The organism is Algoriphagus lacus (genome assembly GCF_003583985.1).
Lineage (GTDB): Bacteria > Bacteroidota > Bacteroidia > Cytophagales > Cyclobacteriaceae > Algoriphagus > Algoriphagus lacus.
In genome coordinates, this window is record NZ_QXML01000008.1 from 159,535 (window position 1) to 179,382 (window position 19,848).

The window sequence follows — 19,848 nt, forward strand, 5'->3', positions numbered from 1 at the left end:
GGGGCTTAAAATCTGAAAGGAAAGCTGAGGGCTTCTGAATTGGGCTCTATGGAGGTCCACTCGATGTGAATGATGGTGTTTTGCCCTCCCTCGGGAAGTTGATAGGCTAATTTGAACAAAACTTCCACCGGAAATGGCTGATTGGCTACATCTTGGAATTTTGGAAAGCTAGCCAAAACAGAGCCTCTGTCATCCAGTGAGTTGCTGACCAATTCGGAGACTTTACCATGGCTAGTTTCTATTTTTGAAAAGTACCGGACGTTGTTTCTCACTTGGGTTAACTCAAATTTTTTTCCAACGCGAATCAAACGATCCTGATAGTCAAATGGAAAGGGTGCGTTTGCCCAAAGTACATTTTGGAAGAGTTCCAGTGAAAGTTTGAGTCCATAGAAACGCTCAAACTCAGCATAAGTCAGGTTGATGTCATCTTGGCCTACCCGATCGCGGATTTGGATTTTGTCTTGAGTAAAAATACCACGAATAGCTTCCATTCCCATTCCCGGAGACATGGTAAACCAAAGTACACTGTCCTTTTTTGCGCGAAGACTCAAGGTTCCTCGGGTGATTTTTCCGGATTCCTCTTCAATTACAATCTTCGCTTTGGCGCTTAGGTAATCATATTTCGCTTCAACCGGCTGAAATTCCTCCATTTGACCGTCTCCTTCATAGAGCACGACTTTTTTGGCACAACCAGCAAGGACTAGTACCAAAACGGTCAAAACACCTGCAAAAAGTCTATTCATGGTATTTTCCTTCTTTTATTTTTTGAGCGAGCTTGTCTGAGGCCTCCGAGCTTCCTTCGGCTTTTTTCCACCAGGTCATTGCCTCAGAAACTTTGCCAAGATGATACAGGATATCACCGTAGTGTTCCAGCATGACCCCACTTGGTTCTTTTTCATTTTTGATCGCCTCATCCATGTATTTAAAGGCTTCCTCATACCTGCCCATTTGAAACAAAACCCATGCGTGAGTGTCCAGGTAAGTGGCATTTTTTGGGTGTTTTTTCACCACTTTTTCAGACATGGATCGGGCTTTTTCCAAATTCTTTTTTTCCAACGAAAGGAAGTAAGCGTAATTGTTCAAGACTTGTTCATCATTAGGGTTGAGGTCAAGGGCCTTGTCAAAAAATACAAAGGCAGAATCCTTTTCTCCCAGGTTGTAAAGTGAGCTGCCCAATGAGCCAAAAGCAACCTGATCCAGTTGCGGATTTTTGCCGGCATTAAGCTCGAGTGCTTTTTCAAGAGAAACCACAGCCAGAGAATCTTTTTTACGGGCGGATTTCACTACCCCATCATAAAACCAAAATTCGGGTGCCTCCGGAAATTCATCCACGCCCATGATAGTATAGGTCTCCAATTCTGCGAAATCTGGATTTTCCCCAAAGGAGTTCAAGATGACCTGCTCGATGATTGGGGCATTTTTAGGCTGGATCTGAAGGGATTTTTTGAAATAGTCCATGGCAGAGCTCATGTCACCGGAAACTCTCTTTCGCTCGCCGATGGCTTCCATGACCATGGCGTCATTGGCGTTGAGTTCGAGCATCAGGGCTTCCATTTGATTTAGAAGCTCATCCCGTTGGCTTGTTTGCATCTCCGAAAGCATGGACTTGTAGGTTTTGGCTTTCACCTCACCATCCAAATCCGGACTTTTGAAAGCTGAAATCAAGAACTCATTTGCTTTTGCCAGGTCCCCATTCTCTTTGAGGAGGGTATATGCCGCCATTTGAAGTTCTGGTTGGTTGGGATATTTCTCAATTTCTCCCAAAACCAAGGTAAGACCTTGCTCCAGACGTGCATTGTTGTAAAGTATTTCAACCAGATTTAGGACATAGGCAGGGTTCCCAGGAAATGCCTCAATGAGTTTCTCCCCTTCGTTGATTGCGCTTTGAAGGTCGTTTTTGCGAAGGTAAATCCGCTGCTTTTGAACGGTGAACGGCTCCCTAACGCCATAGTATTCTTCTGCCCGATCCAGAACTACGAGCGCTTTGTCGAATTCTCCTGCATTCAGGTATATCGATGCCAGATCCAGATTGTATTGTTGGTTGCTTTCACCGTCGGAAGTCAGTCGGTCCAAGATTTCGGCCGATTTCAGGGGCTGATTGAGATTGGTATAAATTTCCGCCACCATCAGCGCGTAGTATTTGTTGTCCGGGTCATCCAAAGCCGCCTTTTCCGCATATGGTAGTCCTTTTTGTGCCTGATTTGACCGGACTAGGACTTCGGCGATTTTGTAATTGATGGCAGGTTCCTCGGGGGTAAACTCCAGCGCACGTTGGAAATAGAAGTAAGATTTTTCGAGGTCACCCAGGACAAGTGCTTTTTCACCTTCGATGAAATAGCGGCTGGATTTTGCCTGGTTTTCCTGGATTTTGGCTTCTTTTCTGGAAAGCTTTTGCTGAGCAAATCCGGAATTCCATCCCAGGAAAAGAAGAGAAAACAATAAAAAGATGGGGGTAAATCTCACGGTGAAATTGGAATGCAGCATCAATTCACAAACATAATGCCTTTTGCTCAAAATGATTGGACTATTTCGCCTTTTGGATGGATAGGGAAGCTGGAATCAGCCGGATTTTTTCCGGTTGACCAATGATAAGATTTGATCTTTTTCCAGAAAAATGACCAAAGCAAGAATGATAAAAACGAGGAAATTTTTGGCCAGTAAATCCAAAATGCCAGATTCCAGATTCAGATAAAAGCCCGCATAACTTAGCCCAAATCCAATTATCAGATAAAGCACGTCTCGACCGGTCTGATAGGGGATACGATAAAATTTTTGACCAAATACGTAGCAAATCACCGTCATGACCAGGTAACAGGCAAGGGTGCTCAAAGCGCCTCCCAAAAATCCCCAAATCGGAACCAGGAAAATGATAACAGCTACGCTCACCAGTGCTCCGATCAGTGTGATCCAAAAACTGTATTGGGTTTTATCGGTGACTTTAAACCAGATCGAAAGATTAAAATAAACGCCTAAAAGCAAATAACCCATCAGCAAAATCGGCACAATGAAAAACCCGCTTGCATAAGCTTCCCCTTTCAAAAACAGCGGTCCGATCCAAGTCAGATTAACTGAAATGGCAACCATCAAAATTGTACAGAAAATCACAAAGGCATGCATGACCTTGGCATACAGCAGGGGGGAGTTTTTGTCCGTTGACTGTTTGAAGAAAAAGGGTTCGGCGGCATACTTGAATGCCTGAATCACCAGATTCATCAAAATGGCCAATTTGAAATTGGCGCCGAAGATTCCTGCGGCTTCTCTTGAAGTAACTCCTGGGAAGTAATTTTCCGGCAACACGTATTCGAACAGCAATCGGGAAACCAGTTCATTGGTCACTCCTGCCAATCCCATGAATAGGAGAGGAAGGGAGTAATTCCACATCGGTTTGATTATTTCTTTCTCCAGAGTAAACCTAAAAAAACCTGCTCTCCACCATACGTAAGGTATGATGAGTCCATTTGCCAGCAGATTGGCCAGGAGAATGTACTCCACTCCCCAATCGGGTCGGTACCCTATAAAATCTGTCCCGAGGCTTCCGTTTTCTACCCAACTCGGAATCCAAACAATCAGGAGAATATTGAAAAAAACGTTCAGTAGGATGTTGATCAATTTGGCACCTGCAAAAGCCACTGCTCGGTTTTCCAGTCTGAGTTTGGCAAAGGGAATAGCAAGGATAGCGTCAAACGAAAGTATCAAAGCAGTCCAGCGAAATAGATAAGCCTGACCGGGATATTGCATCGCCATTGCCAGCCACGGAGCAGCTAGATAAAGAGCTGATCCGAGGATCAGCGTCGAGGTGATTAACAGGGATTGAGTGGTGTGGTAGACCTTGGTTGGGTCTAGGTTTTTACCGGTGGAATAGCGGAAAAAGGCTGTCTCCATTCCGTATGTGAAAACAATGTTCAGAAATCCGATGAGTGCATAGATTCCCGTAAATGCCCCTAAATCCTCGGTATTGAGGTAGGTAGTGTAAACAATGATGAGTAAAAAATTGATGGACCGGCCGAGGATGCTGCTCAGCCCGTAAATGGCTGTTTGGCCGGCAAGTTTTTTTAGGTTGCTCATTCGGGAGTCAGGAGCTTATTCTCCTTTGAACACCGGTTTCCGTTTTTCCAAAAATGCAGAAGTTCCTTCCTTGTAATCTCCTGATTTTACACATCGGGCGAAGCTGTTGGCTTCTGTTTGATAGCCATTTTCCTCAGCCAGGAATGCTGAATTTACACAGTCTACGATCATTCCAATGGCTAAAGGTGCTTTGCTCATGATCTTTGCGATGATTTCCTCAGCTTTCGCCATTGCCTCGGCTTTAGTAGGAAGGACATGATTTACAAGATTCAACGACTTGGCCTCTTCAGCTCCGATCATGTCCCCAGTCATCATGAGTTCGTTGGCTTTTCCTCTTCCGATCAATAGGGTCAGTCGCTGTGTGCCACCATATCCCGGGATGATTCCCAGATTGACTTCAGGCTGACCAAATTTTGCATTCGCAGTTGCGATTCGCATGTGGCAGGCCATCGCCAATTCACAACCTCCGCCCAACGTGTATCCATTGGTTACCGCGATGACTGGCTTGTGACAGTTTTCGATCATAGCGAAAATTTCCTGTCCGTTTTCTGCGAATTTTCTCGCATTTACTTCATTCAGTGAGGCGATTTCGCTGATGTCAGCTCCAGCTATGAAGGCTTTTTCTCCCGAACCTGTAATGATAACTGCTTTAATGGCCCGATTATCCGCAACTTCCTCGAAAATCCCTTTCAACTCTTCCAACGTGGCGTAGTTCAGGGCGTTCATTTTATCCTCTCGATTGACGGTCAGGTAAAGGACTCCATTTTTTTCTTCAGTCAGGATGTTTTGATTTTCTGCCATAAAGGATTCGGGTGTAAGGCAACAAATATACAGCAAGGGGGGGCAAAGCCAAATTTTGCTTTCAGAGAATCGAACTCTCGGTTTGTATACAGGGAGATTCCATCTAATCACTTATGATTTCTATCAGGGGATTTAATGGAAATAGAAGGGCTCCTTAAGGCTTTTTTACTTACTTTTGCGCAACCAAAAATCAACTAACTTCTACCGTTTTATGTCCTCCAAAAGAAAAATCACAGTTGCCTACGGCGATGGGATCGGTCCGGAAATCATGAAAGCTACCATAGCGATCCTTGATGCAGCCGGTGCCCAACTTGAGTACGATGTCATCGAAATCGGTGAGCAGGTTTACCTCAAAGGTATCAGCTCCGGTATGGAGCCAAAGGCGTTTGATTCTCTCAGGGAGACCAAAGTATTCCTTAAGTCCCCGATCACCACACCGCAAGGCGGAGGCTTCAAATCACTCAACGTAACTACTCGAAAGTCATTTGGACTTTATGCCAATGTGCGTCCATGCAAAGCATATTCTCCTTTCATCAAAACCCACTTTCCGAAGACTGATCTGGTCATCATCCGTGAAAATGAGGAAGACCTTTATGCAGGAATTGAGCACCGCCAGACCAATGAGGTGTTTCAGTGCCTGAAAATAATTTCCCAGCCGGGATCGGAGAAAATCATCCGCTATGCTTTTGAATATGCTAAAAAATATGGCAGAAAGAAGGTGACTTGTATGACCAAAGACAATATCATGAAGTTGGCCGACGGACTTTTTCACAAGACTTTCGATGAGATCGCAAAAGAATACCCTGAAATCCAGACAGACCATAAAATCATTGATATCGGAACGGCATTGATTGCTGACCGTCCGGAAGTTTTTGACGTGATCGTAACCTTGAATCTCTATGGAGACATCATCTCAGACGTCGCTGCACAGGTGACTGGTTCGGTGGGACTCGGTGGCTCCGCGAATGTGGGTGACGAAGTGGCCATGTTTGAGGCAATACACGGTTCAGCACCTGACATTGCAGGTATGGACCTTGCCAATCCATCGGGATTGCTCAACGGTGCCATCATGATGCTGGTGCACATTGGGCAGCCTGAAATCGCAGAGAAAATTTCCAATGCCTGGATGAAAACTCTGGAGGATGGTATCCACACTGGAGATATTTACCAGGAGGGACTTTCTTCCAAAAAAGTAGGGACTCAGGAATTTGCCCAAGCTGTCATTGAGCGATTGGGACAATTACCGGCTAAGATGATTCCGGCTGCCTTTGACAAAGAAGATACCAAACCGATGACCATCAAGCTCAAGCCAAGAGCAAAATCAGTGAAGGAACTCACCGGAGTGGATGTGTTTATCGATTGGGATCAGGACGGTAGAGATCCGAATGTGATCGGAGAGAAACTGAGACAGGTCGAATCAGGAGGTCTACAACTCCACCTGATCACCAATAGAGGAGTAAAAGTATTCCCCGAAGGTTTGAAAGAAACATTCTGCACCGACCATTGGAGATGTCGGTTTAAGACAGCTGATGGGTCAGCGGTGAAGCACACGCAGATTCTGGAATTGCTAAAGCAGATCGAGGATTTGGGATTTGACTTTATCAAAACCGAGCATCTCTACACTTTTGATGGGGTGAGAGGATATTCCTTGGCGCAGGGAGAATAATAATCCGATTTCGGGTTTCGGAATTGAGAATCCTTGAAAGATTAAATGAAGAATATTGAATGCCGAATATCGAACAATTAATAACGAAGGACAGGGGAGAGGAAACTTTCCCCTTTCTTTTTGCTAGGATTGCCCTAATTTCAAATATTAAAATTCGAATTCCCGAATGTCCCGACGAGTTCTCATTATCACCTATTACTGGCCTCCGAGTGGAGGCTCGGGTGTGCAGCGTTGGCTGAAGTTTGCCAAATATTTGCCCGAAGCAGGTTGGGAACCGGTCATTTTTACTCCTGAGAATCCTGATTTTGACTTGAAAGATGAGACCTTACTCAAAGAAATTTCTCCGCAACTTGAAGTGATTAAGTTTCCCATTTGGGAGCCTTACCAGCTCTTTTCAAAGCTGAAAGGAAAGTCAAAAACTCATCCGGGAAGATTGCTGGAACAAAAGGAAAAAGGGCTTTTGGAAAAAGCTGCGATTTGGGCAAGAGCCAATTTTCTGGTACCCGATCCCAGAGTTTTTTGGGTAAAACCATCCGTGAAATTTTTGACGGATTTGGCGAATAATGGGCAATTTCAGGCGATAATCACTACCGGTCCTCCGCATAGCATGCACTTGATTGGGAGGGAACTCAAGCGGAAAACAGGCTTGCCTTGGATTGCGGATTTTAGGGACCCTTGGTCCCAATGGGAGTTTTTGGACACCTTACCGATGACTTCTTTGGTTCGCAAAAAGCACGAACAGCTTGAGCAAAGTGTGCTGAAAGAAGCCGATGCTGTCCTGACTATTTCGCCCACTTTTCAGAGAGATTTGGGGAAATTAGTGCATCGAAAAATTGACCTGTTGACCAATGGTTATGATCCGGCGGATATTCCGGCAGGTTTTTCTCCCAAAGTGAAAGAGCCGGAAAAGCTCCACTTGGTCTACTCTGGAATCATTGATTCGATCCGAAATCCAATACCACTCATGCTGGCCATGAAGGCGGAATTTGAAGGAAGCAAAGAGCAAGTGGAATGGACATTTGTCGGTAAAGTCAGTGAGCAGGTTCAAAACTATGTGGCGTCGGATTCGTGGCTGACCTCGCGAATTCACTTTGCTGGCTATGTTGCCCATTCCGAAGTATTTGGCTTTTATGCCAAAGCCGACGCCTTGGTATTGATCCTGACCGATACCAAAAATGCCCAAGGAAATATCCCCGGAAAGCTTTTTGAGTACTTGGCAACCGGAGTGCCGGTACTGGCTTTGGGTGATCCCAAGGGTGATTCCGCCTCAATTCTTCGAGATGCCGGCGCGGGTTCTGTGATGGCCCATACTGATCAGTTAGCTATCCAAAAGCAACTTCGATTCCTTTTCGAATCCTCAGGAGCCATTTCAAAAGCCGAAGGTTTGGAAACCTATTCCCGCAAAAATCTAAGTGTTCAATTGGCCAAAATCCTCGATGAACATACCCTTTCTTGAGCTCAGTCGAATGGAAGAAAGCCTTAAGGACAGGCTGAAGAATCGCTTTTCCGAGGTGCTGGATACAGGGATTTTCTCAGGAGGAAAAGAGGTGATCCAATTTGAAGCTTCTGTTTCCCAATTTTTAAATTCCTTTCATTCCGTTTCCTGCGCCAACGGCACTGATGCCTTGGAACTGGCACTTCGAGCCTTGGGAATCGGTTCAGGCGACGAGGTGATTGTTCCGGCGATGACCTGGGTCAGCACGGCAGAAGCGGTGGTTTTGGTTGGGGCAAAGCCCATCTTTTGGGATACCGATTCCCAAGGCTTGATCCGATCCGATTGGGAAAAAGCGGTGACCAATAAGACCAAAGCAGTAATTCCGGTCCACCTGTACGGCAAAATGGCTGAGATGATGACTTTGACCAAGCAAGCCAAATCACTGGGGATTTTTGTAGTGGAGGATGCCGCGCAGGCTTTTGGGTCATTTCAGGATGGGAAGGCTGCCGGTACATGGGGTGAGGTAGGTTGCATGAGTTTTTACCCAACCAAAAATTTGGGCGCTTTAGGCGAGGCGGGAATGTGCCTTACGCAGGATTCAGGTCTAGCCGAAAAAATCCGCCTGTTGCTTAATCATGGTCAGCCTTTTCGTGATCAACATGAAATGGTAGGTCGAAATAGCCGGATTGATACCCTTCAGGCGGCCTTTTTGAATGTGTTTCTGGAGGATTTCCAGGAAAATCAAAGGAAACGAAAAGTCATTGCTAAACAATATTTGGATGCTTTTTCCGGAATTGATGGGTTATCGCTTCCCCTGGATATTTTGAATGAGAATCACAATGCCCACCTTTTTGTGATACAGTCCGAGAGAAGGGATGAGTTGAAGGCTTTTTTGGCAAGGCAGGGAGTGGGTACAGCGATTCACTATCCAAAGATTTTACCGGATATGAAGCCTTATCGTACCGAGGGCGACTTTTCAAATGCAAGAAGGCTTGCCAATGAGGGGCTCTCGATTCCCTTAAATCCGTATTTGAAGGAGGCAGAGGTGGATTTCATTCTTGATCAGCTCACGAGATTTTTTAGGACAGAGTAAATATCGAGGTGGACTTTCCTTGATTTTTTCTATTTTCCGCAATGCCTTTTTCCCAAGAACCTCTATTTATCGCCGGCACGCTCTGTGTTTCGGTGTTTTTTGCCACCTGGTTGAATCGTTTTTCGTGGGGAAGGACAGTAGGGACGCCGATTTGGGTGATTTTAATCTGTGCGCTTTTTTCCAACCTGCATATTATCCCAAGCGCGATGGACGGCAACCCGATATACGATGGAGTATTTGTTTATCTGGCTCCTTTGGGGATTTTCATTGCCTTGTTGGAAGTGGACATGAAAAGTGTAAAAAAGGCAGGTTTTCCACTCCTATTAATGTTTTTGCTGGGTTCTTTAGCTACTGTGATAGGAGTTTTAGTGGCTTGGTTTATCGTCAGCCCTCAGGCTGAGATCGGGGACTTGGCTCCGGCGATTGCTGGAATGTACACTGGGACTTACATCGGAGGAAGCATCAATTTTAATGCTATTGCGCTTCATTATCACGTAAATGAAAACGGGACGCTGTTCGCTGCTGCCACCGTGGTGGACAATTTGATCGGAACACCTTGGATTATTGCTACGCTGATTTTGCCCAAGTATCTGCAGAAACTTTTCCCGAGAAAAAAGTTGATTTCTGTTCAATCAAACGAAAAAACCAATGGAATTGAATCCATTTCCATCGCTTCCTTTGCCTCTCTTTTAGCCTTGGGTTTTTTGGGGATAACCATTTCCAAAGTGGTGGTTTCCTATTTCCCTCAGGTTCCGGAAATCCTGGTTTTGACAACTCTAGCATTGATTTTGGCTCAGTTTCCCTCAGTTCAGCAACTTTATGGAAAACACACGTTGGGGTATTTTTTGATCCTGATTTTTCTGGCAGTGATCGGGACTCTGTGTGATTTGAGTGCCTTGGCAGGAATCGGATCTTTGGCCGGGACACTGATTCTTTTTGTTGGCATCCTGATTTTGGTTCACGGCTTGGTGATTTTTGGAGTTGGAGCTCTTTTCAAAATGGATTGGGACGTCGTTGCTGTTGCCTCACAGGCAAACGTGGGAGGAAATACTACTGCATTTGCAGCTGCTGAAAGCTTGAACCGTCCGGATTTATTGATTCCGGGGGTTTTGGTTGGGAGTTTGGGAAATGCTATCGGGACTTATGTGGGCTTTGCAGTGGCGGGGATGCTGTAGAGAGAAGGAGGAGCAACTTGGAGATTCAATCAATGGAATCCGTGACAAAGGTTGTTGGTGAGGGTAATTAACTGAAAAACATTAAACCCAAATTAAACATGGAATCCAGCATTATCACGGAACTGTTTTTGCCTCTGGCATTGGCCATCATAATGTTTGGCATGGGGTTGAGCCTGACAGTCGATGACTTCAAACGCATTTTGATTTATCCCAAAGCAGCTGCTCTTGGTCTGATTAATCAGATTATACTGCTTCCATTAGTGGCTTTTGGGTTAATTCATGTTTTTGACCTTCAGCCTGAACTAGCGGTGGGCTTGATGATTTTGGCAGCTTGCCCGGGGGGCGCCACTTCCAATTTGATTACCCATTTGGCCAAAGGAGATGCTGCCCTTTCGATTACATTGACGGCTTTTTCCTCTTTTATCACGGTTTTTACCATTCCCTTTTTGGTCAATTTTTCCATTGCCTACTTCATTCCTGACGGTGAAGAGCAACAATTGAATATCATGGGGACCGTGATATCTGTGTTGGTGATCACCATAATTCCAGTGATTTTGGGGATGTTGGTATCTAAAAAGTGGACTGTTCTTGCCTTAAAATGGGAACCCCTTTTTCGAAAGATGTCTGCGGTTTTCTTCGTGCTGATATTGATAGCCGCTATTTTGAAGGAAAAAGACAACCTCCTTGGTTTCTTTGAAGAGGCAGGCCCTGTAGCCTTGACGCTAAACATTGCAACCCTTGCCATCGGGTATTTTAGCGGGATAATCTTTGGATTGGGGAAAAAACAAAGTACGACCATTGCGATTGAGGCCGGTATTCAAAATGGAACTTTGGGTATCACAATCGCCGCTACTTTAATTGTCAATTCTGTCATGACCATTCCGTCGGCTATTTACAGTTTGATTATGTTTGTAACAGCCTCGGCGATGATCCTTTGGGGTAATCGAAATAATGGGGATTAATGAAAATTGGAAGTCAGCAGTCATCATTTGAATAATGAGAAGTACAGTTCTTTTCTTTGTTTTTTCGGGGTGGTCATTCTCCCTTTTTTCCCAAACCTACTTCAACGAATCCGGTAAACGGATCACCCAGGCTGACTATGAGGACAAAATCCTAAATGGTCCTTATTTCGGCATACCAAGCGGAGAGGCGGGAGATATGAAGTTGGTTCATCGGATGCCTGTGGGCATCACGGATGCCAAGTTGATCTATGAAAAGCTTGGGCTTCAGCAGGAGTTTTTGGAAGGTAAACCCCTAATTGTGATTTATTACCCGGGAAAGGACGAGTACAATTCTACCGGGTCAAATGATCCGGCTTACCTTAAAAACAAACAGAAATCCCTGCTCAAGTATGCAGAAAAGCATGATGCGGTGCCTCCTTTCTATTTTTACAAAAATCCCCACGGATTGGAAAAATACCGTGGGATCCAGGAATGGGCAGCCGATCCGGACGGACTTTTTGAAAAGTTGTTTTTTCAGTTCCACTATCCCTGTGGAAGTTTTGTTGTAATCAGTCCAAATGGAAATTACCGGGGAATTCTGGGAGAATATCCAATCTCTCAAGTGGACGTTGCCCTAAAAAAACTCTGATATGGAAACTAATACTCCCAAGCCGATCATCCGAAAGGCAGTTCCTGCTGACCTTGGAAATTTGCTTCATGTGGCCCGTACAGCGTTTTTGCAGGCTTTCACGGCAGGAAATAAACCTGAAAATGTCCAGGCCTATTTGGATGAAGCATTTACTCTGGTGCAATTTGGGAAGGAATTGGCCAATCCGGCATCAACCTTTTTTGTTGCAGAACTGGAAGGTGAACTGATCGGATATGCCAAGGTGAATCTAGTACCTGCACAAACGGATGTTCATGACCCGGAGAGTCTTGAACTGGCACGACTCTATGTGCTGGAGGATTTTTTGGGTTTGGGAGTGGGTAAAATTCTATTGGATACCTCTCTGGAATATGCCAGACTTAATCAAAAAAAATACCTCTGGCTGGGCGTATGGGAGCACAATGCCAGGGCTATCCGATTTTATGAAAAGAATGGCCTCCGAAAGTTTGGAAGCCATCCTTTTCCGTTTGGGGATGAAGTCCAGAATGATTGGTTGATGAGAGTTGACTTGTAAAAGTCCTAGGCTCATTTTTCTAATTGTTTAATGCTGTTAACTTTAACAGGAACTTTTACCTCCGATTATGAAGCATAAAACTTGGATTTGGGTTTTTTCCATCGCGCTTTTTGGGTCATTACTTTATTTTCAATCGATCTGGTTTGAATATACTTTGGATGATGAGCTTTACGCTCAACGAAACCGCGTCACTGTAAAAGGACTCGAAAACTGGACAGAATTATTTAAGTACGGGTCGATGAATTTCATCGATGTAGGTGCAACTAACACGGGAACTTACCGTCCTTTTACCCTTTTGACATTTGCGGTAGAAAATGAGCTGGTCGGTGAGTTCGATCCCCACATCAGTCATGCTATCAATGTGATTCTTTACTTCGGTTTGCTGGTGGTTTTAGGTCTTCTCCTGGCTGATTTGGCTCAAAAAAGAAACCTGCCCTGGTGGTTTGCTGCATTGGTTTTAGTGCTTTTCACGGTTCATCCTGTCCATGTGGAAGTGGTGGCATCGGCCAAAAGCCGGGACACCTTGCTTTCTTCACTTTTTGCCTTCAGTTCGATTTTGATTTGGTTGAAGCTACAACCCAGATTAAAAGGAGTTCAATGGATTCCGGTAATTTTACTCTACTTCCTTTCTTTGATCTCTAAAGAAGAAAGTATTCCCCTGCTGGCCTTTGTTGGATTGGTATCTTACTTTTTCCTTGGTAAAAAGCCATTGGAGGCTGCTTTATCGGTACTTCCATTTGCAGGAACTGCGGCTGTTTACCTTGTTATTCGTGGGAAAGTTTTAGATGATGCCTCTTCCTCGTATGATTCCTACATCAACAGTATTTTATACTTGGCTGATGGTTCTGAGCGGATTGCGACTAATTTTTATATCTACCTTCAGTATATCAAGTTGCTCTTTTTTCCCCATCCCCTGTCTTGGGATTACTCCTTCAGTCAGTTGACGATCCAGGATTTTTCTAGTTTATGGGTTTGGATCAGTATTCTGTTTTTCGGAGGATTGATCTGGTTGGCGATTCGTGGATTCAAGGAAAAGAGCTTAATGAGTTTTGGCTTGATTTTCTACTTCGCCACATTTTCAATTTTTGCCAACCTGGTTCCTGCACTGACGATTGGATCCAATATGGGTGAACGATTTCTCTTTGTGCCCTCTTTGGCATTTGCTTTTTTGGTGGTATTGATTCTTTTCCAATTGGGAAAAAAAGTTGCTCTAAAAAAGCCATTTGTGTTTCCCCTTTTGGTTCTAATTCCTGTTTTGGCAGGCTTCACATGGAAAACAATTGATCGTACCCAAGTATGGGAGAATAATTACACCATTACAAAAAACGATATTGTGAGCGCACCAAAAAGCTGGAGAACTCACACGTTTTATGCAGTGAATCTCAGCGAGACTGCAAAAGACTTAAAAAAAGAAAATCCCGACTCTGCCCAAACTCTCTTTTTGGAAGCAAAGCGTGAGTATGAAATCATGGTGGAAATTTTGGGTCCAGATATGCCGGTATCTCAATACCTGAATAATTATGCAGAAGTATTGATTAATCTTGGAGATAGTAGTCAAGCCTTTACGGTGTTGGAAGGGTATGTTAAAAATAAACCAAAGGCGTTTTATCCGCTTTTTCAACTCGGAAGATTCTACTATGATAAAGGAGATATTGACCAAGCCGAAAAGTACTTTCTGCTTGCCCTAAAAGCAGAAAAACCTGAGCTTGGGCCTTTATATCGAAATCTCGGAATTATCTATAACCGAAAATCAGAGAAGGAAAAGGCGGTTGTAGCTTTTGAAAAATCCCTTGAATATTGGGATGATCCGGAAATACGAAGAGTCCTTGGCTTTTTATACTCTGAGTTGGGCCAGACCCAAAAGGCCTCGGAGTATTTATTGGATGAAGAAGAGGTAAATCCGGATGATTTGGAATTCGTAAGGGCTGTTCTTAAAGGGAATGAGGAATTTTTGAAAGGAAATTTTCGGGCAGCACTTTCCGAGTATCAGAAAATTGAACCACTTTATGACAAAGTGGAGGGTAAAACTAAATTCCCATCCTTCTATGCAGTTTTCGGAAAATCACTTCTTGAATCAGGTGATACCACAAGTTCCAAACAGTATTTCCTTTTGGCTGTAAATGAAATGGATACCCGAGATCCGGTAGTCTACACCAATTTGGGAACAATTGCCTTTACAAAGGATAAGAATTTTGCAGAGGCGGAGCGATACTACAGTAAAGCGTTGGAGTTGGGTGCTGTCGATAAATTTAACGCTTATTCCAATGTGGGAATGGCCCAATTGGCACAACGAAAAGAAAGAGAGGCAGGCGAGACTTTTGAGAAAGCACTGGAATACGGCAACAGCCGATCCGTGATTATTAATTTGTATCTGATCAATAGATCCTTGGGAAATCAGGAAAAAGCAGCCCGTTATCAGAAATTATTATCTGAGACAAATTGAAGTTTTCCTCATTTCCAAAGCCTTCTGGTGGGGCCTCTCTAAGTCAAGAAACCCTTCATTTTGGGACAAAAATTTCCCAATTGGGTTGGTCAGGAATAAACCCTAATGACTTTTGCCGATTAAAGAGTCAATAAAAAAAGACAGTCAAATCGACTGTCTTTTGAATTAATTGTTGGAGATGAATAAGGAAATTATTTCCCGCCTTCAGCCTTTTTTGCTTCCTCCTTCATTTTTTCGTTTGCTACTATCCCGATTTCAACTCTTCTGTTTTGACTTCTTCCATCCGCGGTTTCGTTACTCGCTTTAGGCAGAGATTCTCCAAATCCATTAGTGGTAATTCTGGTAGAACTTACCCCAAGATTTTTCAGGTAGCTTGTTACAACATCGGACCGATCCATTGAAAGAGCCAAGTTGTGCTTTTCTGTTCCGGAGTTGTCAGTATGGCCGTCAATTATAATATTGGTGTCCGGGTACTTATTCAGCGTTTTTGCAAGGCTGTCCAAATTTGATTTGGAAGTAGGATTAAGCGTTGATTTATCAATGGCAAACAGTAAACCAGAGTCAAAAGTCACCTTGATGCCTTCGCCTACTCTTTCTACCTCTGCCTGTTTCAAATCTTCCTCCAGTTCTTTGGCCTGTTTGTCCATTTCACTGCCAATAATTGCCCCGGCTGATCCTCCGATAGCGGATCCGATGATTATTCCAGTGGCAGTATTATTTCCTCCGGAAATTACCCCGCCGATCACTCCACCTGCCGCTCCGCCAATTGCTGCGCCTTTTAAAGCATTACTGGTCTTGCAGCTAATGATGCCAAGTGTTAAAAAGGAAATAAGCAGTAGGCTTAAAATTTTATTAGTTTTCATGGGATGCGATTTTGTTAGGATTGTGAAGCGTTTTTTTAGAACACCTTACTTATAACCCAATTGCCGTACCAGTAGTATTGGGCTATGTGAGACCAGATTTGAGGCAGGGAATTGGGGAATAAACCCCCGATTTTGGGGATTTTTCATAGCTTACTCCTCGACTTTTTCAATTTTGGGAATGGGTTGGTTTGGAAAGGGTATCGGGGTATTTTTGGGAAAACTTTTAAAAATGTTCCGGTTTCTAGTGCTTTTACTTTTCTGGCTTTGTAATCAAAATTCCATTTTTGGACAGGAAAAAGAGCCGATCGTAATTTTGATTTCCCTGGACGGTTTTCGTTATGATTATGTTGAAAGATTCCAGCCGGAAAACCTAACTCGGTTTATAGCTGATGGGACGGCTGCCAAAGGTTTGATTCCTTCCTTTCCTTCCAAAACTTTCCCCAATCATTATACCATCGCAACGGGTATGCTTCCCGATCATCACGGACTGGTGGATAATTCCTTTTACGAACCCTTCAAAGATCAGGTGTATACGATGGGCGACCGAAGTATCGTGCAGGATGAATATTGGTATGGAGGTGTTCCAATTTGGGTTTTGGCAGAGCAAAACGGTATCAAATCCGCCAGTTATTTTTTTGTAGGGACAGAGGCTCGGGTACAAGGAGTTAGACCCAGTGAATATTTCGACTACGATGGAAAAGTGCCCAACCTGACAAGGATTTCAAAAGTTTTCGAATGGTTGCAGTTACCCGATACCGAACGGCCCAGGATGATCACACTCTATTTTTCGGATATGGATGATGTCGGACATGCCTATGGTCCCGGTAATGATGAAAAGATTAAAGAAAGACTTTTCAAACTTGATCGGGAAATGGGGTCGCTTTTCGAGGGACTGAAAAGTTTTGACCTTCCGATCCATATCATTCTGGTATCTGACCATGGAATGGCTGAGGTTCCCCAAAATCGATTGATCAATCTGGATGAGCTGACTGAAGGGATCAACGGTCGAGTGGTCAATAACGGGGCTTTGGCATATATTCACTTGGAAAATCCCGCGGAAAAGGAAAGTGTAATCCAATTGATCCGTTCCCGCAATCCGGATATTTTCATAGATGATTTGACCAAGAATGAAAATTATACGGATATCACGCGCTTTCCTCAACGGATCGGCGACTTTTTGATCATCCCTAAGTTCGGCCACTATCTTGCAGACAACAGGGGAATGATGAGGTACCAAAACCGTGCTGCACTCCTGAAAACAGAAGTTTTTGGGGAGCATGGTTTCAGTCCAAGGCATCGTGAAATGTGGGGGATTTTCTACGCAAAAGGGCCGAAAATCAAACCCGGAAACCAGATAGAACCGTTTCATAATATCCATATTTATCCACTGATCTGCCAGCTTTTGGGATTACCGATTCCGGAAACCATTGATGGAAAAAAGGAAGTGTTAGATCCGATCTTACAGGATTAAAATGAAAAAGAAACCAATTCAAAGCCGTGTTGAAGTGGATTTCCTGGTAAGGAGATTTTACGATCAGGTAAGGGAGCATCGGACGTTGGGTCCGATTTTCAACCAAATCGTAAAAGATTGGGACCACCATCTGATTCATTTGAGTGATTTTTGGGAAATGATCCTGCTTCAGACTGGTCCCGGGGCAGGAAAATTCAATCCCACCAAAGTTCACCGGGAAGTGGACTCCGCAGTGGATCACGGCATCGAACAGGCGCATTTTGGCAATTGGCTGGAGCTTTGGTTTCAGACAATCGATTCCAATTTTGAAGGTGAGACGGCAGATTACGCCAAAGAGCATGCCCGTAGGATGGCTCACATGCTCTTTATGCGGATTTGGGAGGCTAGGCCGAGGTAAAGTGGGGAAAATCAAAATCGAATGATTGTCCTCTTTTAGTTCTATACTATTCTATTTTTCGTTCAAAAAGGCTGTAATAATTCTGGAAATAATGTATTTTCAGAGATTGAATTTTAATTTTTCTTTTAAATCACCAGCTAACCATGGAAAAGTATCTTTCCATTATCAATCAACGGACTTTTGGGATTCTGGCTATTTCTTTGGTTTCGACCCTTCTTATTTATCACTTTTCCTTTACCTATGATCTTGATTTGACTCTGATTAGTATTGCTATTGTTTTTCCTTTGGTTTTTACCATCCGAAGTGCTTTTAAGCGAAGAGATAGGGCATTGGAGTATTTATCCAGATTCCGATCCGGATTAGTGTCTGTGGATTTTTCATTTTTGTCCATCAAAAAGCTTAGCAAGGAGGACAAGACTACTATTCATCAGCAAATACTCACGACATCTAAGGCAATGATGGACTTTTTAGATGGCTCTATAGGTACGCTCGACGAGCTAAGGGCAGAAGCCTCCAAAATCAACCAGTTTATTTTGGATAAAGCCGATCTGATCAAGCCTTCCAATCGATTGAAAATCATCAATCAACTTTATAATGTCCATATGGGTATTGAAACAGTCGCCTCTATCAAGCAATACAACACTCCCAAATCAATGAGAGCATATTGTTTGATTTTTATCTACTTATACCCAATTATGTGTACTCCTTCAATCTATTTCAAGCTTCAGCAGGGTGTCCATGAGGGGAATTTGTACTTGTTGATTTTCCTTTCTTTGACTTCTTCCTTTATCCTAATATCGCTTTTCAATGTACAGGAACAGCTCGAAAATCCCTTTGATCGAAAAGGATTGGATGACATTCATGCTGAAACCTTTGCTTTTAAAACACACATTAATTAAACAGAAGACACCACAAATTCTAATATGAACCAAGGCGACAGACAGAAAGAAAATAAAAAGCCTTTCAAGATTCCCCACACCCAATAAGATTCAAATCATAATACTATGAAAAAGCTACTTTACACCTTTGTTTCAGCCTGTTTGCTGGGACTCTGTTCGATAGAAAACCTACAGGCTCAGGGAGGCCTGTTTAAAACGGAAGAGCCCTTGGCTATTGAATTGAATTTTTCGATCAAGCAACTCCGTTCAGACACCAACGACTCTACCTACATCGATTCCAAGATGATCTACGAGGTGTCTCCTGGAAAAACCGATACGCTGGATATCGAAATCCGGACTCGGGGTAATTTCAGGTTGGAAAACTGCTTCTATCCTCCCATGAGGATCAGAATAAAGAAAGAAGATGTCGAAAACACCTTATTCAAGGGAGACCGCAGTATTAAACTCGTGTTGCCATGCTCCAAATCCAAAACGGCGGACAATTTTCTGGGTAAAGAATACCTTTCTTACAAGCTCTACGAGGAAGTAACCCAATACTATTTTCAGACCAGACCTCTTCGCGTCAAATTGACTAATACAGATGACAAAAAGGGTGAAGTGGTGGAACTGTTAGGCTTTTTTATTGAGGATGACGATGAGGTGGCGGACCGATTTGACGGAGAAATTCTCGATGGGAAAAAGATCATTCCCACACTCATGGAGGACACAGCTACTGTAAGGCATGATTTTTTCCAAATGATGATCGGAAACACCGACTGGTCGGGACTTTTTCAGCATAATCAGAAAGTGATGAAACTGGATGAAAAAACCGTGATACCACTCGCTTATGATTTTGATATGACCGGTCTTGTCAATCCGCCCTATGCACAGGTCAATTCGGCTGTCGGAATTGAAAAAGTAACGGATCGGGTTTACAGGGGATTTTGCCGGGATCCGGCTTTGATGCAAACCATCCGTCAGGAATTTTTAGCCAAAGAAGCAACGATCTTCAAAACCGTTGATGAATACAAGCAATACTTTTCTGAAGCAGATCTCAAAACAGTGAATACCTTTCTTAAAGATTATTTCGATTTGCTCAAATCAGACAAGTTATTTCAACAAAAAATTCTTGATTCATGCAGGAAAAACGAAGCCGCCCAATCTTTCTGATTGGGCGTTTTCTTGCATTATTTACTAAAACCACCAAGTCGATTCTTCTGATTTGCAAGAAATGAGAAATTGTAGCCAGGAATATTTTTTTCTGGGCAAAACCAATAAAATCAGGTGCTTCTCCATCTCAGGAAAATTTTCTTTCATCACCAGTCTGGGCTTAAATTCAATATCATATCCGGATCCCTCAATGGAGAAGGAAAATGAGATTGATTTTTGAACAACTTGATTTTTAAATTGAATTGAGAAGAAAAGGAATCTAATCCTCA

Annotated in this window: 17 protein-coding genes; 12 read left to right on the forward strand and 5 right to left on the reverse strand. The window is 43.5% G+C overall.

Annotated elements, in window-relative coordinates; all coding sequences use genetic code 11:
• Positions 1-5 precede the first annotated feature (5 nt).
• From D0X99_RS15725 to D0X99_RS15740, 4 genes are all read right to left on the reverse strand, one after another.
• Positions 6-743 carry a DUF4292 domain-containing protein gene (locus tag D0X99_RS15725; RefSeq protein ID WP_119478805.1) on the reverse strand — a complete coding sequence of 246 codons (738 nt, stop codon included), beginning with the start codon at positions 741-743 and terminating at the stop codon, positions 6-8.
• Positions 736-2,484, reverse strand: coding sequence for a tetratricopeptide repeat protein (locus D0X99_RS15730; protein WP_119478806.1), 1,749 nt, complete (start codon positions 2,482-2,484; stop codon positions 736-738). The genes D0X99_RS15725 and D0X99_RS15730 overlap by 8 nt, the downstream gene beginning before the upstream one ends.
• A 75-nt stretch (positions 2,485-2,559) precedes the next feature.
• Positions 2,560-4,065, reverse strand: a complete 1,506-nt coding sequence (locus D0X99_RS15735) for a lipopolysaccharide biosynthesis protein (protein ID WP_119478807.1) — start codon at positions 4,063-4,065, stop codon at positions 2,560-2,562.
• A 15-nt stretch (positions 4,066-4,080) separates the two neighbouring features.
• A complete protein-coding gene (locus D0X99_RS15740; protein ID WP_119478808.1) occupies positions 4,081-4,866 on the reverse strand; it encodes an enoyl-CoA hydratase/isomerase family protein in 786 nt (261 codons plus the stop codon).
• A gap of 211 nt (positions 4,867-5,077) precedes the next feature.
• Here D0X99_RS15740 and D0X99_RS15745 point away from each other — a divergent pair, with 211 nt between their 5' ends.
• From D0X99_RS15745 to D0X99_RS15780, 8 genes are all read left to right on the forward strand, one after another.
• Positions 5,078-6,532, forward strand: coding sequence for an NADP-dependent isocitrate dehydrogenase (locus tag D0X99_RS15745; protein WP_119478809.1), 1,455 nt, complete (start codon positions 5,078-5,080; stop codon positions 6,530-6,532).
• Between the two features lie 166 nt (positions 6,533-6,698).
• A complete protein-coding gene (locus tag D0X99_RS15750) occupies positions 6,699-7,988 on the forward strand; it encodes a glycosyltransferase family 4 protein (protein WP_119478810.1) in 1,290 nt (429 codons plus the stop codon).
• Positions 7,969-9,060 (forward strand): DegT/DnrJ/EryC1/StrS family aminotransferase, encoded by a 1,092-nt coding sequence (locus D0X99_RS15755; protein WP_119478811.1) that lies wholly within the window; start codon positions 7,969-7,971, stop codon positions 9,058-9,060. Before D0X99_RS15750 ends, D0X99_RS15755 begins: the two co-directional genes overlap by 20 nt.
• Positions 9,061-9,101: 41 nt before the next feature.
• Complete coding sequence (locus D0X99_RS15760) at positions 9,102-10,235, forward strand: DUF819 family protein (protein WP_119478812.1); 1,134 nt, start codon at positions 9,102-9,104, stop codon at positions 10,233-10,235.
• Positions 10,236-10,333: 98 nt separating this feature from the next.
• Positions 10,334-11,197 (forward strand): bile acid:sodium symporter family protein, encoded by an 864-nt coding sequence (locus D0X99_RS15765; RefSeq protein WP_119478813.1) that lies wholly within the window; start codon positions 10,334-10,336, stop codon positions 11,195-11,197.
• 34 nt (positions 11,198-11,231) lie between these two features.
• Entirely contained in the window at positions 11,232-11,825 is a 594-nt protein-coding gene (locus tag D0X99_RS15770; protein WP_119478814.1) for a hypothetical protein, read from the forward strand.
• Position 11,826: 1 nt separating this feature from the next.
• Positions 11,827-12,357, forward strand: a complete 531-nt coding sequence (locus D0X99_RS15775; RefSeq protein WP_119478815.1) for a GNAT family N-acetyltransferase — start codon at positions 11,827-11,829, stop codon at positions 12,355-12,357.
• A gap of 67 nt (positions 12,358-12,424) precedes the next feature.
• A complete protein-coding gene (locus tag D0X99_RS15780; protein ID WP_119478816.1) occupies positions 12,425-14,800 on the forward strand; it encodes a tetratricopeptide repeat protein in 2,376 nt (791 codons plus the stop codon).
• Positions 14,801-14,991: 191 nt separating this feature from the next.
• On the opposite strand, the gene D0X99_RS15785 is transcribed toward D0X99_RS15780, so the two are convergent.
• Entirely contained in the window at positions 14,992-15,663 is a 672-nt protein-coding gene (locus D0X99_RS15785) for an OmpA family protein (RefSeq protein WP_119478817.1), read from the reverse strand.
• 229 nt (positions 15,664-15,892) lie between these two features.
• Here D0X99_RS15785 and D0X99_RS15790 point away from each other — a divergent pair, with 229 nt between their 5' ends.
• The 4 genes from D0X99_RS15790 to D0X99_RS15805 all read left to right on the forward strand — a co-directional run bounded on the left by D0X99_RS15790 (position 15,893) and on the right by D0X99_RS15805 (position 19,579).
• Positions 15,893-17,134 carry an alkaline phosphatase family protein gene (locus D0X99_RS15790; protein ID WP_119478880.1) on the forward strand — a complete coding sequence of 414 codons (1,242 nt, stop codon included), beginning with the start codon at positions 15,893-15,895 and terminating at the stop codon, positions 17,132-17,134.
• A 1-nt stretch (position 17,135) separates the two neighbouring features.
• On the forward strand, positions 17,136-17,531 hold the full coding sequence (locus D0X99_RS15795) for a group III truncated hemoglobin (RefSeq protein ID WP_119478818.1): 396 nt from the start codon (positions 17,136-17,138) through the stop codon (positions 17,529-17,531).
• A 143-nt stretch (positions 17,532-17,674) separates the two neighbouring features.
• Positions 17,675-18,430 (forward strand): hypothetical protein, encoded by a 756-nt coding sequence (locus D0X99_RS15800; RefSeq protein WP_119478819.1) that lies wholly within the window; start codon positions 17,675-17,677, stop codon positions 18,428-18,430.
• Positions 18,431-18,535: 105 nt separating this feature from the next.
• On the forward strand, positions 18,536-19,579 hold the full coding sequence (locus tag D0X99_RS15805; protein WP_119478820.1) for a hypothetical protein: 1,044 nt from the start codon (positions 18,536-18,538) through the stop codon (positions 19,577-19,579).
• Positions 19,580-19,848 lie beyond the last annotated feature (269 nt).